Origin of the sequence: Caballeronia eucalypticola (assembly GCF_047608185.1) — a bacterium.
GTDB lineage: Bacteria > Pseudomonadota > Gammaproteobacteria > Burkholderiales > Burkholderiaceae > Caballeronia.
Genome location: NZ_JBLKRU010000025.1, coordinates 1 through 15,683 on the forward strand (window position 1 = coordinate 1; position 15,683 = coordinate 15,683).

General features: G+C 58.3%; 10 protein-coding genes and 1 tRNA gene. All 11 read left to right on the forward strand.

Annotated features, from left to right (window positions below; genetic code table 11):
* The 11 genes from tuf (at window position 1) to recQ (ending at window position 15,655) form a co-directional block, all read left to right on the forward strand.
* Window positions 1–1,191: an elongation factor Tu gene (tuf, locus tag ACMX25_RS25175; protein ID WP_062093238.1), complete on the forward strand. Its 1,191-nt coding sequence runs from the start codon at window positions 1–3 to the stop codon at window positions 1,189–1,191.
* 75 nt (window positions 1,192–1,266) lie between these two features.
* A tRNA-Trp gene (locus ACMX25_RS25180) sits at window positions 1,267–1,342 on the forward strand.
* Window positions 1,343–1,376: 34 nt separating this feature from the next.
* Entirely contained in the window at window positions 1,377–1,757 is a 381-nt protein-coding gene (gene secE / locus ACMX25_RS25185; protein ID WP_031361597.1) for a preprotein translocase subunit SecE, read from the forward strand.
* A 1-nt stretch (window position 1,758) separates the two neighbouring features.
* Window positions 1,759–2,316 (forward strand): transcription termination/antitermination protein NusG, encoded by a 558-nt coding sequence (nusG, locus tag ACMX25_RS25190; RefSeq protein ID WP_031361596.1) that lies wholly within the window; start codon window positions 1,759–1,761, stop codon window positions 2,314–2,316.
* Between the two features lie 156 nt (window positions 2,317–2,472).
* Window positions 2,473–2,904, forward strand: coding sequence for a 50S ribosomal protein L11 (rplK, locus tag ACMX25_RS25195; RefSeq protein ID WP_414952767.1), 432 nt, complete (start codon window positions 2,473–2,475; stop codon window positions 2,902–2,904).
* Window positions 2,905–3,600, forward strand: coding sequence for a 50S ribosomal protein L1 (gene rplA / locus ACMX25_RS25200; protein WP_414952768.1), 696 nt, complete (start codon window positions 2,905–2,907; stop codon window positions 3,598–3,600).
* Window positions 3,601–3,898: 298 nt separating this feature from the next.
* Window positions 3,899–4,429, forward strand: coding sequence for a 50S ribosomal protein L10 (gene rplJ, locus ACMX25_RS25205; protein WP_047845330.1), 531 nt, complete (start codon window positions 3,899–3,901; stop codon window positions 4,427–4,429).
* Between the two features lie 75 nt (window positions 4,430–4,504).
* Window positions 4,505–4,873 carry a 50S ribosomal protein L7/L12 gene (gene rplL / locus ACMX25_RS25210; RefSeq protein WP_062092985.1) on the forward strand — a complete coding sequence of 123 codons (369 nt, stop codon included), beginning with the start codon at window positions 4,505–4,507 and terminating at the stop codon, window positions 4,871–4,873.
* A 367-nt stretch (window positions 4,874–5,240) separates the two neighbouring features.
* Window positions 5,241–9,347, forward strand: coding sequence for a DNA-directed RNA polymerase subunit beta (rpoB, locus tag ACMX25_RS25215; protein ID WP_414952769.1), 4,107 nt, complete (start codon window positions 5,241–5,243; stop codon window positions 9,345–9,347).
* Between the two features lie 21 nt (window positions 9,348–9,368).
* On the forward strand, window positions 9,369–13,616 hold the full coding sequence (rpoC, locus tag ACMX25_RS25220) for a DNA-directed RNA polymerase subunit beta' (RefSeq protein WP_089166628.1): 4,248 nt from the start codon (window positions 9,369–9,371) through the stop codon (window positions 13,614–13,616).
* A gap of 191 nt (window positions 13,617–13,807) precedes the next feature.
* Window positions 13,808–15,655 carry a DNA helicase RecQ gene (recQ, locus tag ACMX25_RS25225; RefSeq protein WP_414952770.1) on the forward strand — a complete coding sequence of 616 codons (1,848 nt, stop codon included), beginning with the start codon at window positions 13,808–13,810 and terminating at the stop codon, window positions 15,653–15,655.
* Window positions 15,656–15,683: the final 28 nt, after the last annotated feature.

The following is a 15,683-nucleotide window of genomic DNA, read 5'->3' on the forward strand; positions in this document are numbered from 1 at the left end:
ATGGCAAAAGGTAAATTCGAACGGACCAAGCCGCACGTCAACGTAGGCACGATTGGTCACGTCGACCATGGCAAGACCACGCTGACGGCAGCAATCGCGACGGTGTTGTCGAAGAAGTTCGGCGGCGAAGCGAAGGCGTATGACCAGATCGATGCAGCGCCGGAAGAAAAGGCGCGTGGCATTACGATCAACACGGCTCACGTCGAGTACGAAACGGCAGCGCGTCACTACGCGCACGTTGACTGCCCGGGACACGCCGACTATGTGAAGAACATGATTACGGGTGCAGCGCAGATGGACGGCGCAATCCTGGTGTGTTCGGCGGCTGACGGCCCGATGCCGCAAACGCGTGAGCACATCCTGTTGGCTCGCCAGGTTGGCGTGCCGTACATCATCGTGTTCCTGAACAAGTGCGACATGGTGGACGACGCCGAGTTGCTGGAACTGGTTGAAATGGAAGTGCGTGAGCTTCTGTCGAAGTACGACTTCCCGGGCGACGACACGCCGATCATCAAGGGTTCGGCCAAACTGGCGCTGGAAGGCGACACGGGCGAGCTGGGCGAAGTGGCGATCATGAACCTGGCCGACGCACTGGACACGTACATCCCGACGCCGGAGCGCGCGATTGACGGTTCGTTCCTGATGCCGGTGGAAGACGTGTTCTCGATCTCGGGTCGCGGCACGGTGGTGACGGGTCGTATCGAGCGCGGCGTGGTGAAGGTCGGCGAAGAAATCGAAATCATCGGCATCAAGCCGACGGTGAAGACGACGTGCACGGGCGTGGAAATGTTCCGCAAGCTGCTGGACCAAGGTCAAGCGGGCGACAACGTGGGTATTCTGTTGCGCGGCACGAAGCGTGAAGACGTGGAGCGCGGTCAAGTTCTGGCCAAGCCGGGTTCGATCACGCCGCACACGCACTTCACGGCTGAAGTGTATGTGTTGAGCAAGGACGAAGGCGGTCGTCACACGCCGTTCTTCAACAACTATCGCCCGCAGTTCTACTTCCGTACCACGGACGTAACGGGTTCGATCGAGTTGCCGAAGGACAAGGAAATGGTCATGCCGGGCGACAACGTGTCGATCACGGTGAAGCTGATCGCTCCGATCGCGATGGAAGAAGGTCTGCGCTTCGCTATCCGTGAAGGCGGTCGTACCGTCGGCGCTGGTGTCGTCGCCAAGGTTCTCGAGTAAATCGAGCAAAGCCAGAAATTGCTCGATAGTCTGTAGTTTTCGGGGTTGGCGAAATCGCCGACCCCAAAATGGTTTAGGGGTATAGCTCAACTGGCAGAGCGTCGGTCTCCAAAACCGAAGGTTGGGGGTTCGATTCCCTCTGCCCCTGCCACAATCTTGCGTCTGCGGGCGCTGCTTAAGGTGTTATGGCGAATCCTTCCGTCGAAACTGTAAATACTTCCGGCGACAAGTTGATGTTGACCGCGGGCGTATTGTTGGTCTTGGCCGGGTTCGTAGGTTTCTTCTGGCTGGGTGGCCAGGAGTGGTACGTACGCGGCGCCGCGCTGGCTGTTGGTTTGATCGCGGGTGTTGCGGTCGGTCTTCTCTCCGCACCGGGAAAGGGCTTTATCGCCTTTGCCAAAGATTCGTACAAAGAAGTCCGCAAGGTGGTGTGGCCGACACGTAAGGAAGCCACGCAAACCACGCTGGTGGTCTTCGCATTTGTGCTGATCATGGCAATCTTCTTGTGGCTTAGCGATAAGTCAATTGAGTGGGTGATATTCTCGGTAATTCTGGGTTGGAGATGATATGAGCGAAGCACCAGCATCACCGAGCGGAAAACGTTGGTATGTCGTGCACGCCTACTCCGGTATGGAGAAGAGCGTGCAACGTGCGCTTCAGGAGCGCATCGACCGCGCCGGCATGCAAGACCAATTTGGTCAGATCCTCGTCCCGACTGAAGAAGTCGTGGAAGTGAAGGGTGGTCACAAGTCTGTAACAGAGCGTCGTTTCTTTCCGGGCTATGTGCTCGTCGAGATGGAAATGACGGACGAAACCTGGCATCTGGTAAAAAATACCGCAAAGGTGACCGGCTTCGTTGGCGGGGCGCGTAATCGTCCGAGCCCGATCTCTCCGCGTGAAGTGGAAAAGATCATGTCGCAGATGCAGGAAGGCGTGGAAAAACCGCGTCCGAAAACGCTCTTCGAAGTGGGCGAAATGGTGCGGGTCAAAGACGGTCCGTTCACGGATTTCAACGGCAACGTTGAGGAAGTGAACTACGAGAAGTCGCGCGTCCGCGTTTCTGTCACCATTTTTGGACGCTCGACCCCGGTAGAACTGGAATTTGGCCAGGTCGAGAAGGTTTAAAAAGCATTCGTTTTTCGCCGCGCTCGAGGTGTCAACTTCGTAGCGCGGTTCGCGCTTACAGCCCGCGTTATGGCTGTTGAGGAGCGTCAGTAGCCGTTTTGGCGAGCGCGCGTTATCACTCACCGAACGCTAACGCGTTCTGCAGAGGTTTTCAACATGGCAAAGAAAATCATCGGCTTTATCAAACTGCAGATTCCTGCAGGTAAAGCCAATCCGTCGCCGCCGGTTGGTCCGGCACTGGGCCAGCGCGGCCTGAACATCATGGAGTTCTGCAAGGCGTTTAACGCGCAGACTCAAGCGATGGAGCCGGGTCTGCCGGTGCCGGTGGTTATTACGGCATTCGCGGACAAGAGCTTCACGTTCATCATGAAGACCCCGCCCGCTACCGTTCTGATCAAGAAGGCAGCAGGTATTCAGAAGGGTTCGCCGAAGCCGAATGCTGACAAGGTCGGCAATATCACGCGCGCTCAAGCTGAAGAAATCGCGAAGACCAAGATGCCTGATTTGACGGCAGCGAATCTGGACGCAGCGGTTCGTACGATCGCGGGCAGCGCCCGTTCGATGGGCATCACCGTGGAGGGCGTGTAAATGGCTAAGCTTTCTAAGCGTCTTAAAGCGTTCGCCTCCAAGGTCGATCGCATGAAGCTGTACCCCGTCGACGACGCTCTTTCGTTGGTCAAGGAATGCGCAAGCGCCAAGTTCGATGAATCCATCGACGTGGCTGTGCAGCTCGGCATCGACGCGAAGAAGTCGGACCAAGTGGTTCGCGGTTCGGTCGTGTTGCCCGCAGGTACCGGCAAGTCGGTTCGCGTTGCTGTGTTTGCGCAAGGCGAAAAGGCTGAGCAGGCTCGTGCAGCCGGCGCAGAAATCGTCGGTATGGAAGACCTGGCTGAACAAGTCAAGGCAGGTAACCTGAACTTCGACGTTGTGATCGCTTCGCCGGACACAATGCGCGTCGTCGGTACGCTCGGGCAGATTCTCGGCCCGCGCGGCCTGATGCCGAACCCGAAGGTCGGTACGGTTACGGCTGATGTTGCTCAAGCTGTTCGCAACGCAAAGGCTGGTCAGGTTCAGTTCCGCGTCGACAAGGGCGGGATCATCCACGCAACCATCGGCCGTGCTTCGTTTGAGCCGGCGTCGTTGCGCAAGAATCTGTCGGCACTGGTGGACGCCCTTCAAAAGGCTAAGCCGGCGACCAGCAAGGGCGTGTATCTGCGCAAGATCGCATTGTCGAGCACCATGGGTGTTGGCGTGCGCGTAGATCACTCCACGCTCTCGCAGTAAAGAATCATGTCCACGCTCGCGCGATTTCGCGTGAGCGTGGGTTAAGGGCTTTGGGCGGTTGTGAGCTGTAGTTAGCAAGCAACCGGTTGTCAAAGACCGTTGGCGGAAGCGCAGCAGTTGGGCGCGACCTTAATGTAAGCCAACGCAGATGGCGAACCCGGAACAGTTTTGGTGTGGTTGAAGTCGGTTGTCGCGCGCCGTGAGGTGCGCACCAGCCGGTCGAAATACTCCTGACAGGTCGGACGCCGTTGTTGAACGAGGTGCGCTAAGTTGGCGCATCGAATCTGGAGGTTTAACCGTGCCACTGAACAAAGAAGACAAGCAGGCAGTTGTCGCTGAAGTCGCCGCGCAAGTCGCGAAGGCTCAGACGATGGTGCTCGCTGAGTATCGTGGAATTGCGGTTGGCGATCTGACCAAGCTGCGCGCAAAGGCTCGCGAGCAACAAGTGTATCTCCGCGTGTTGAAAAACACGTTGGCGCGTCGCGCCGTGGAAGGTACGCCGTTCGCTCCGCTGGCCGAGCAGATGACCGGTCCTCTGATCTACGGCATCTCTGAAGATGCAATTGCTGCTGCCAAGGTTGTTAATGACTTCGGCAAAACCAATGACAAGTTGATCATCAAGGCTGGTTCCTACGAAGGCAACGTGATGGACAAGGCGGCTGTGCAAGCACTCGCCAACATCCCGAGCCGCGAAGAACTGCTCTCCAAGCTGCTGTACGTCATGCAAGCTCCTGTTGCCGGCTTCGCGCGCGCTCTGGCCGCGCTCGCTGCGCAAAAGGGTGGCGGCGCTGAAGCTCCGGCTGAAGCTGAGCCGGAAGTTGCTGCGTAACGTACTGCGCTTGGTTGCCTGGTTAGGCTTACAAGATCGCTGGCTGTATCCGAATTCAATTTAGGAGTATTTCAAATGGCAATCGCAAAAGATGACATCCTCGAAGCAGTAAGCTCGATGTCGGTTCTGGAATTGAACGAGCTGGTCAAGGCGTTCGAAGAAAAGTTTGGCGTGTCGGCAGCAGCAGTTGCAGTTGCTGGCCCCGCTGGTGCTGCCGCTGTTGTTGAAGAGCAGACCGAGTTCACGGTGAACCTGGTCGAAATCGGCGCAAACAAGGTGTCGGTGATTAAGGCTGTTCGCGAACTGACGGGTCTCGGCCTGAAGGAAGCGAAGGACCTGGTTGACGGTGCACCGAAGCCTGTTAAGGAATCGGTACCGAAGGCTGCTGCTGAAGAAGCGAAGAAGAAGCTGGAAGAAGCAGGCGCGAAGGCTGAAATCAAGTAAGTTTCACTGCGCTTTGCTAAGGCTGGCGGTCTATGACCGCCGGCCTTTTTCTGCTTTGTGGGAACAATGTTTTGAGTCGCCGGTTTCGGCAACAAGAACCGTATAGAAGCCAAAGAAAAACATCGGCTGGACAATATTGCCGATTCTTTTCTTTGTCTTCTGAAGCGACTGCAGAAGGCAAGTTTGGTCGGGTAGCGGGAAACATAGGCATCCGCTGCCGTCAGCCAGCGGTTGGTAGCGGCCAACCACCAAGCTTCTAGGCTCGTTCGCCCCTCCCTGGGTGTATGACGAGTCTCAGTCGGTGAACACCGGGTCGTGTCATCGAGGTATCCCGCCTCGGCAACGCCCGCCGTGATTCGGAGATCGTATGCAATATTCCTTCACCGAGAAGAAGCGTATTCGCAAGAGTTTTGCGAAACGCCCCATCGTTCACCAAGTTCCCTTCTTGCTGGCAACCCAGCTTGAATCATTCAGCACATTTCTGCAAGCCGAGACCATCGGGACTCAGCGCAAGGCAGAAGGGCTGCAAGCAGCATTTTCATCGGTCTTCCCGATCGTTTCGCACAACGGTTTTGCGCGTCTCGAATTCGTCAGCTACATGCTTTCGCCGCCGGCATTCAACATCAAGGAATGCCAGCAGCGCGGCCTGACGTATTGCTCCGCCTTGCGCGCCAAGGTGCGCCTGGTGCTGCTCGACAAGGAATCGCCGAGCAAGCCGGTCGTCAAGGAAGTGAAGGAACAGGAAGTCTACATGGGCGAAATGCCGCTCATGACGCCGACTGGTTCGTTCGTCATCAACGGTACGGAACGGGTGATCGTGTCCCAGCTGCACCGTTCGCCTGGCGTGTTCTTCGAGCACGACAAGGGCAAGACGCACAGCTCGGGCAAGCTGCTTTTCTCGGCGCGTATCATCCCTTACCGTGGTTCGTGGCTCGACTTCGAATTCGACCCGAAGGACGTGCTGTATTTCCGCGTCGACCGTCGCCGGAAAATGCCTGTGACCATCCTGCTGAAGGCCATTGGCCTAACGCCGGAACAGATCCTCGCGAACTTCTTCGTATTCGATAACTTCGCGTTGATGGGCGAAGGCGCACAAATGGAATTCGTGCCGGAGCGTCTGCGCGGTGAAGTCGCGCGCTTTGACATCCAGGATCGCGAAGGCGCTGTCATCGTCCAGAAGGACAAGCGGATCAACGCGAAGCACATTCGTGACCTCGAAGCGGCAAAGACGAAGTTCATCTCGGTACCGGAAGACTATTTGCTCGGCCGTGTGCTGGCAAAGAATGTAGTCGACGGCGAAACGGGTGAAGTGATCGCGAACGCCAACGACGAGATCACCGAAATGGTGCTCGAGAAGCTGCGCGAGTCGAAGGTCAAGGACATCCAGACGCTGTACACGAACGATCTGGATCAAGGTCCGTACATTTCGTCGACGCTGCGTATCGACGAAACCGCTGACCGCATGGCTGCACGTATCGCGATCTATCGCATGATGCGTCCGGGCGAACCGCCGACGGAAGAAGCGGTTGAAGCGCTGTTCAATCGTCTGTTCTACAGCGAAGACGCATACGACCTGTCGAAGGTGGGTCGTATGAAGTTCAATCGTCGCGTGGGCCGCGACGAGATCATTGGCAAGATGACGCTGGAAGACGACGACATCCTCGCGACCATCAAGATTTTGGTCGAGCTGCGTAACGGCAAGGGCGAAGTTGATGACATCGATCACTTGGGCAATCGTCGTGTGCGTTGCGTAGGTGAGTTGGCTGAGAACCAGTTCCGCGCAGGCCTCGTGCGCGTGGAACGGGCTGTGAAGGAACGTCTGGGTCAGGCTGAAAGCGAAAACCTGATGCCGCACGACCTGATCAACTCGAAGCCGATTTCGTCGGCCATTCGCGAGTTCTTCGGTTCGTCGCAGTTGTCGCAGTTTATGGACCAGACGAATCCGCTGTCGGAAATCACCCACAAGCGCCGTGTATCGGCTCTTGGACCGGGCGGTTTGACGCGTGAACGCGCAGGCTTTGAAGTCCGCGACGTGCACCCGACCCACTACGGCCGTGTGTGCCCGATTGAAACGCCGGAAGGTCCGAACATCGGGCTGATCAACTCGCTGGCGCTGTACGCGCACTTGAACGAATACGGTTTCCTCGAGACGCCGTATCGGAAAGTGGTCGACAGCAAGGTGACGGATCAGATCGACTATCTGTCGGCCATTGAAGAAGGCCGCTACGTGATCGCTCAGGCGAACGCGTCGCTGGGCGAAGGCGGCACGCTGACCGACGAGCTGGTTTCGTCGCGTGAAGCGGGCGAAACGCTGATGGTCACGCCGGACCGCATCCAGTACATGGACGTGGCGCCGTCGCAGATCGTGTCCGTGGCTGCTTCGCTGATTCCGTTCCTTGAACACGATGACGCGAACCGCGCATTGATGGGCTCGAACATGCAGCGTCAGGCCGTGCCTTGCCTGCGTCCTGAAAAGGCCGTGGTCGGTACGGGTATTGAACGTACGGTGGCGGTTGACTCGGGTACGACGGTTCAGGCGGAACGCGGCGGTATCGTGGATTACGTCGATGCTGGCCGTATCGTGATTCGCGTGAACGACGATGAAGCGGTTGCCGGCGAAGTCGGTGTCGACATCTACAACCTGATCAAGTACACGCGTTCGAACCAGAACACGAACATCAACCAGCGCCCGATCGTGAAGGTCGGCGACAAGGTTGGCCGTGGCGACGTGGTGGCCGATGGCGCATCGACCGATCTGGGCGAGCTCGCGCTTGGCCAGAACATGCTCGTCGCGTTCATGCCGTGGAACGGCTACAACTTCGAAGATTCGATCTTGATCTCGGAGAAGGTGGTTGCTGAAGATCGTTACACGTCGATCCACATCGAAGAACTGAATGTGGTTGCACGCGACACGAAGCTCGGACCGGAAGAAATCACGCGCGACATCTCGAACCTGGCTGAAGTGCAACTTGGCCGTCTCGATGAGTCGGGCATTGTGTACATCGGCGCTGAAGTTGAAGCGGGCGACGTGCTGGTCGGCAAGGTCACGCCGAAGGGCGAAACCCAGCTGACGCCGGAAGAAAAGCTGCTGCGCGCCATTTTCGGCGAGAAGGCGTCGGACGTGAAGGATACGTCGCTGCGCGTGCCGTCGGGCATGAGCGGCACGGTGATCGACGTGCAAGTGTTCACGCGCGAAGGCATTACGCGTGACAAGCGTGCACAGCAGATTATTGATGACGAACTGAAGCGTTATCGCCTGGACTTGAACGACCAGTTGCGCATTGTGGAAGGCGACGCGTTCTCGCGTCTCGCCCGTATGCTCAACGGCAAGGTCGCAAACGGCGGTCCGAAGAAGCTGGCGAAGGGCACGAAGATCGACCTGCCGTACCTGGAAGATCTGGATCACTACCACTGGTTCGACATCCGCTTGGCGGACGAAGAAGCAGCGGCACAGCTCGAAGCCATCAAGGATTCCATCGAACAAAAGCGTCACCAGTTCGATCTGGCGTTCGAAGAAAAGCGCAAGAAGCTGACGCAAGGCGACGAACTGCCGCCGGGCGTGCTGAAGATGGTCAAGGTGTACCTGGCTGTTAAGCGTCGTCTGCAACCGGGCGACAAGATGGCCGGCCGTCACGGTAACAAGGGTGTTGTGTCGAAGATCGTGCCGATCGAAGACATGCCGTACATGGCCGATGGCCGTCCTGCTGACGTTGTGCTGAATCCGCTCGGCGTGCCGTCGCGGATGAACGTGGGTCAGATTCTCGAAGTGCATCTGGGCTGGGCCGCGAAGGGTCTGGGATGGCGTATCGGCGAAATGCTGCAGCGTCAGACGAAGATTGAAGAGCTGCGCATTTTCCTGACCAAGATCTACAACGAATCGGGCCGCAAGGAAGAGCTGGAAAACTTCACCGACGACGAAATCGTCGAACTGGCGAAGAACCTGCGCGAAGGTGTTCCTTTTGCAACGCCGGTGTTCGACGGCGCGACGGAAGGCGAAATGGAACGTGCACTGGACCTGGCATTCCCTGACGACATCGCGAAGCAATTGGGCATGACGAAGTCGAAGAATCAGGTGCAGTTGAGCGACGGCCGCACGGGTGAACCGTTCGAACGGACGGTCACGGTGGGCTACATGCATTACCTGAAACTGCATCACTTGGTCGACGACAAGATGCACGCCCGTTCGACCGGACCGTACTCGCTCGTCACGCAGCAGCCGCTGGGTGGTAAGGCGCAGTTCGGTGGCCAGCGTTTCGGTGAGATGGAAGTGTGGGCGCTCGAAGCATATGGCGCTTCGTACGTGCTGCAAGAAATGCTGACTGTTAAGTCGGATGACGTGGCGGGTCGTACCAAAGTGTATGAAAACCTGGTCAAGGGTGACCACGTGATCGACGCCGGCATGCCTGAGTCGTTCAATGTGTTGGTGAAGGAAATCCGGTCGCTCGGTATCGACATCGACCTGGACCGGAACTAATCGGACTACTGGAGAGACGCAATGAAAGCTCTGCTCGATCTATTCAAGCAAGTCCAACAACCTGAAGTTTTTGACGCGATCAAGATCGGTCTGGCCTCGCCGGACAAGATCCGTTCGTGGTCCTTCGGCGAAGTGAAGAAGCCTGAAACCATCAACTACCGGACCTTCAAGCCGGAACGCGATGGCCTGTTCTGCGCCAAGATTTTCGGGCCCATCAAGGACTACGAGTGCCTGTGCGGCAAGTACAAGCGCCTGAAGCACCGCGGCGTGATCTGCGAAAAGTGCGGCGTTGAAGTCACGCTCGCCAAGGTGCGTCGCGAACGGATGGGCCACATTGAACTGGCCTCGCCGGTTGCGCACATCTGGTTCTTGAAGTCGCTGCCGTCGCGTCTGGGCATGGTGCTCGACATGACGCTGCGCGACATCGAACGCGTGCTGTATTTCGAAGCATACGTAGTGATCGAACCGGGCATGACGCCGCTGAAAGCGCGGCAGATCATGACGGAAGAGGATTACTACAATAAGGTCGAAGAATACGGCGACGAATTCCGTGCCGAGATGGGCGCGGAAGGCGTGCGTGAACTGCTGCGCGCGATCAATATCGACGAACAGGTCGAAGTGCTGCGCACCGAACTCAAGAACACGGGTTCGGAAGCGAAGATCAAGAAGTACGCGAAGCGCCTGAAAGTGCTCGAGGCATTCCAGCGTTCGGGCATCAAGCCCGACTGGATGGTGCTGGAAGTGCTGCCGGTGCTGCCGCCGGAACTGCGTCCGCTCGTGCCGCTGGACGGTGGCCGTTTCGCAACGTCGGACCTGAACGACTTGTATCGTCGCGTGATCAACCGTAACAACCGGTTGAAGCGTCTGCTCGAATTGAAGGCGCCTGAAATCATCGTCCGCAATGAAAAGCGGATGCTGCAGGAAGCCGTCGATTCGCTGCTCGACAACGGTCGCCGCGGTAAGGCAATGACCGGCGCGAACAAGCGTCCGCTGAAGTCGCTCGCTGACATGATCAAGGGTAAGGGCGGCCGTTTCCGTCAGAACTTGCTCGGTAAGCGCGTTGACTATTCGGGCCGTTCGGTGATCGTGGTGGGCCCGACGCTCAAGCTGCATCAGTGCGGTCTGCCGAAGTTGATGGCGCTCGAACTGTTCAAGCCTTTCATCTTCAACAAGCTGGAAGTGATGGGTGTTGCTACCACCATCAAGGCTGCGAAGAAGGAAGTCGAGAATCAGACAGCCGTGGTGTGGGACATTTTGGAAGAAGTGATCCGCGAACATCCGGTGATGCTGAACCGCGCGCCTACGCTTCACCGTCTTGGCATTCAGGCTTTCGAGCCGGTGCTGATCGAAGGTAAGGCTATTCAGCTGCATCCGCTCGTTTGCGCGGCGTTCAACGCCGACTTCGACGGTGACCAGATGGCCGTTCACGTGCCGCTGTCGCTGGAAGCGCAGATGGAAGCGCGTACGCTGATGCTGGCGTCGAACAACGTCCTGTTCCCGGCCAACGGCGATCCGTCGATCGTGCCGTCGCAGGATATTGTGCTGGGTCTTTACTACGCATCGCGTGAAGCGGTGAATGGCAAGGGCGAAGGCATGACGTTCACGGGCGTGTCGGAAGCGATCCGCGCGTACGAAAACAAGGAAGTCGAGCTGGCGTCGCGGGTGAATGTCCGGATTACGGAAAACATTCACAACCCGGATCAAAGCGAAGGCGCACCGAAGTTCGTGCCGAAGATCACGCTGTACGCAACCACGGTTGGCCGTTCTATTCTGTCGGAAATTCTGCCGCCAGGACTGCCGTTCTCGGTGCTGAACCGTCCGCTGAAGAAGAAGGAAATTTCGCGCCTGATCAACACGGCATTCCGCAAGTGCGGTCTGCGCGAAACGGTGATCTTCGCCGACCAGCTGATGCAGATGGGTTTCCGTCTGGCTACGCGCGCCGGTATTTCGATTTGCGTCGACGACATGCTCGTGCCGCCGCAAAAAGAACAGATCGTCGGCGATGCAGCCAAGAAGGTGAAGGAATACGACCGTCAGTACATGTCGGGTCTGGTCACTTCGCAAGAGCGCTACAACAACGTGGTCGACATCTGGTCGGCAACGTCGGAAGCGGTCGGCAAGGCGATGATGGAGCAGTTGGCTACGGAGCCCGTGGTCGACCGCGATGGCAATCAGACGAAGCAGGAATCGTTCAACTCGATCTACATGATGGCCGACTCGGGCGCTCGTGGATCCGCTGTTCAGATTCGTCAGTTGGCCGGTATGCGGGGCCTGATGGCGAAGCCGGATGGCTCGATCATTGAGACGCCTATCACGGCGAACTTCCGTGAAGGCCTGAACGTGTTGCAGTACTTCATCTCGACGCACGGTGCACGTAAAGGCTTGGCCGATACGGCGTTGAAGACGGCGAACTCGGGTTACCTGACGCGTCGTCTCGTTGACGTGACGCAGGATCTGGTCGTGGTCGAAGACGATTGCGGCACAACGAACGGCGTTGCAATGAAGGCGTTGGTTGAAGGCGGTGAAGTTGTCGAAGCCTTGCGTGACCGGATTCTCGGCCGCGTGACGGTGGCGGACGTCGTCAATCCGGAATCGCAGGAAACGCTGTACGAATCGGGCACGTTGCTTGACGAAGACATGGTCGACGAAATCGAACGCCTGGGTATTGACGAAGTGCGCGTGCGCACGCCGTTGACCTGCGAAACGCGTTACGGCCTGTGCGCTTCGTGCTACGGCCGCGACCTGGGTCGTGGCTCGCGCGTGAACGTCGGCGAAGCGGTGGGTGTTATCGCTGCTCAGTCGATCGGTGAGCCGGGCACGCAGTTGACCATGCGTACGTTCCACATCGGTGGCGCTGCGTCGCGTGCGGCTATCGCTTCGTCGGTGGAAGCCAAGTCGAACGGTACGGTGCGTTTCACGGCAACGATGCGTTACGTCACCAATGCGAAGGGCGAGCAGATCGTCATCTCGCGTTCGGGCGAGGCGATCATTGCCGACGACCTCGGTCGTGAGCGCGAACGTCACAAAATCCCATACGGCGCAACGTTGCTGCAACTCGACGGCGCGCAGATCAAGGCTGGTGCACAACTGGCTCAATGGGATCCGTTGACGCGTCCGATCATCACCGAGTGGGGCGGTACGGTGAAGTTCGAAAACGTCGAAGAAGGCGTGACGGTTGCGAAGCAGATCGACGATGTGACGGGGCTTTCAACGCTCGTCGTGATCGACGTGAAGCGTCGCGGTTCGCAAGCGGCGAAGAGCGTTCGTCCGCAAGTGAAGTTGCTCGATGCGCAAGGCGAAGAAGTCAAGATCCCGAACACCGAGCATTCGGTGCAGATCGGCTTCCAGGTCGGCGCACTGATCACCGTGAAGGACGGTCAGCAAGTGCAGGTCGGTGAAGTGCTGGCACGTATCCCGGTTGAAGCGCAGAAAACGCGTGACATTACCGGTGGTCTGCCGCGTGTGGCCGAACTGTTCGAAGCGCGCTCGCCGAAGGACGCCGGCATCTTGGCGGAAGTCACGGGTACGACGTCGTTTGGTAAGGACACGAAGGGCAAGCAGCGTCTCGTTATTACCGACGTGGAAGGGGAACAGCATGAGTTCCTGATCACCAAGGAAAAGCAGGTGCTGGTGCACGACGGTCAGGTCGTCAACAAGGGCGAAATGATTGTCGATGGCCCGGCCGATCCGCACGACATTCTGCGTTTGCAGGGTATTGAAGCGCTGGCTCGCTACATCGTGGACGAAGTGCAGGACGTGTATCGTCTGCAAGGCGTGAAGATCAACGACAAGCACATTGAAGTGATTGTTCGTCAGATGTTGCGCCGCGTGCAGATCGTCGACAACGGCGATACGCGCTTCATCATGGGCGAACAAGTTGAGCGTTCGGACATGCTGGACGAGAACGACCGGATGGCCGCGGAAGACAAGATCCCCGCGACCTACGAGAACGTGCTGCTCGGTATTACGAAGGCATCGCTCTCGACCGATTCGTTCATCTCGGCTGCATCGTTCCAGGAAACGACGCGCGTGTTGACCGAAGCGGCCATCATGGGCAAACGCGACGATTTGCGCGGTCTGAAGGAAAACGTGATCGTCGGCCGGTTGATTCCGGCTGGTACAGGTCTCGCGTTCCACAAGGCGCGCAAGAGCCGCGAGTTGTCGGATCGTCAACGTTTCGACCAGATTGCAGCGGAAGAATCGTTCGATTTCGGCACGCCCGAAGCCGCACCTGTCGCACCTGCAGAACAGCAACATCCGGCGGAGTAAGTTTTGGAGTTCGGGCCTTTTTACAGGTCCGGGCTTTGACGACTGATCTGCTAGTACGAGAAGCCGCCCGGGTTATACCGGGCGGCTTTTTTTGCTCTATCGATTGGCTAACGTTGAGTCATGCGACGGTCTGAGCGCTCCGTCGTTGGTAAAATCGGGGCACTCACGCTCTGGCGCACTCCGTCTTCTCCATGTCCCGTTCGCTCGAAATTCTCAAGGAAGTATTTGGCTACCCGGCGTTCCGGGGGCAGCAGGGCGATATCGTCGATCATGTGGCCGCCGGCGGCGACTCGCTCGTGCTCATGCCGACTGGCGGCGGCAAGTCGTTGTGTTATCAAATTCCCGCTTTGCTAAGGCGCGAAGCCGGGTTTGGCGCTGGGATTGTCGTGTCGCCGCTGATTGCGTTGATGCAGGATCAGGTCGCCGCGTTGAGCGAAGTCGGCGTGCGTGCCGCGTGCCTGAATTCGACGCTCACGGGCGCAGAAGCCTCAGCCACCGAGCGCGCGTTGCGTAACGGGGAAATCGACCTGCTGTATGTCGCCCCGGAACGGCTCATGACGCCTCGTTTCCTCGAGCTGATCGAAAGCGTGCGCATCGGCTTGTTCGCCATTGACGAAGCGCATTGTGTGTCCCAATGGGGGCACGATTTCCGGCCGGAATATATCCAGTTATCGGTGCTGCACGAGCGGTTTCCATCGGTGCCGCGGATAGCGCTGACGGCTACTGCCGACGCCATTACGCGCGATGAAATCGTGCATCGCCTGGCCTTGGACGACGCACGTATTTTTGTCTCCAGCTTCGACCGGCCGAACATCCGGTATCGGATTGTCGAAAAGGACAATGCCCGCGCCCAGTTGCTGGATTTCATTCGCGCCGAGCATACCAATCCGGACAAAACCACGGACGCCGGTGTGATCTATTGCCTATCACGGCGCAAGGTTGAAGAGACTGCCGATTGGCTCAAGAGCCAGGGTGTTCGCGCGCTGCCTTACCACGCGGGGATGGAATATCAGATGCGCCAGCGTCATCAGGAGATGTTCAAGCGCGAAGAGGGCATCGTGATGTGCGCGACGATCGCGTTTGGGATGGGGATCGACAAACCCGACGTACGTTTCGTCGCTCATCTGGATCTCCCGAAAAGCGTGGAAGGCTACTACCAGGAAACGGGCCGTGCCGGTCGTGACGGCATGCCGGCGAACGCGTGGATGGCGTACGGCCTCGGCGACGTGGTGCAGCAACGCAAAATGATCGACGAATCCGACGCCGACGATACCCACAAGCGCGTGCAGGGCGGCAAGCTCGACGCGCTGCTTGGGTTGTGCGAAGCGGCGTCCTGCCGGCGAGTGCGCTTGCTCGGCTACTTCGGCGAAGCGAGCCAGCCGTGCGGCAATTGCGACACGTGTCTCGAGCCGCCTGAATCTTGGGACGCTACCCGCGAAGCGCAAATGGCGCTGTCTTGCGTGTACCGCGCTTATAAGGCGAGCGGGTTCCACTTCGGCGCCGGTCATCTTATCGACATCCTGCGCGGCAGCCGGTCTGAGAAATTGCTTCAACGCGGTCACGAAAAACTATCCACGTTTGGACTTGGCGCGGCGCTGTCCGAGCAGGAATGGCGCGCGGTGTTTCGTCAACTGGTGGCGTTTGGCTATCTCGCTGTCGACCACGATGGATTCGGTGCGCTGATTCTCACCGAGGCAAGCAAGGCCGTACTCAAAGGCGAGCAGAACGTGACGCTGCGCAAGTACGTAAAGCCAACGCGCACGAGGCAGTCATCCGGTCGAACCGGTGAACGCGCGGATCCGACGGCCGGCATGTCGCCACGCATCAAAGCACGCTGGGAAAGGCTGCGTGCTTGGCGCGCAAGCATGGCGAAGAGCGACGGCGTGCCGGCCTACGTCATTTTCCACGACGCGACGCTGGCCGAAATTGCGCGCAACGAGCCGGACTCCATCGAAGATCTCAGCCAGATTCCCGGGATAGGCGCGCGCAAACTCGAGCGGTTCGGCGACGAATTGCTCGAAGTCGTCGGCGCGAACTGATTTTTATCGCCCTGATCAAGCTCGCACG

Excerpts from the sequence above, each read along its gene's own strand:
- rplK (WP_414952767.1), top strand. The coding sequence starts at position 2,473 with ATGGCAAAGAAAATCATCGGCTTTATCAAACTGCAGATTCCTGCAGGT.
- rplL (WP_062092985.1), top strand. The coding sequence starts at position 4,505 with ATGGCAATCGCAAAAGATGACATCCTCGAAGCAGTAAGCTCGATGTCG.
- rpoC (WP_089166628.1), top strand. The coding sequence starts at position 9,369 with ATGAAAGCTCTGCTCGATCTATTCAAGCAAGTCCAACAACCTGAAGTT.
- nusG (WP_031361596.1), top strand. The coding sequence starts at position 1,759 with ATGAGCGAAGCACCAGCATCACCGAGCGGAAAACGTTGGTATGTCGTG.
- rplA (WP_414952768.1), top strand. The coding sequence starts at position 2,905 with ATGGCTAAGCTTTCTAAGCGTCTTAAAGCGTTCGCCTCCAAGGTCGAT.
- recQ (WP_414952770.1), top strand. The coding sequence starts at position 13,808 with ATGTCCCGTTCGCTCGAAATTCTCAAGGAAGTATTTGGCTACCCGGCG.
- tuf (WP_062093238.1), top strand. The coding sequence starts at position 1 with ATGGCAAAAGGTAAATTCGAACGGACCAAGCCGCACGTCAACGTAGGC.
- secE (WP_031361597.1), top strand. The coding sequence starts at position 1,377 with ATGGCGAATCCTTCCGTCGAAACTGTAAATACTTCCGGCGACAAGTTG.
- rpoB (WP_414952769.1), top strand. The coding sequence starts at position 5,241 with ATGCAATATTCCTTCACCGAGAAGAAGCGTATTCGCAAGAGTTTTGCG.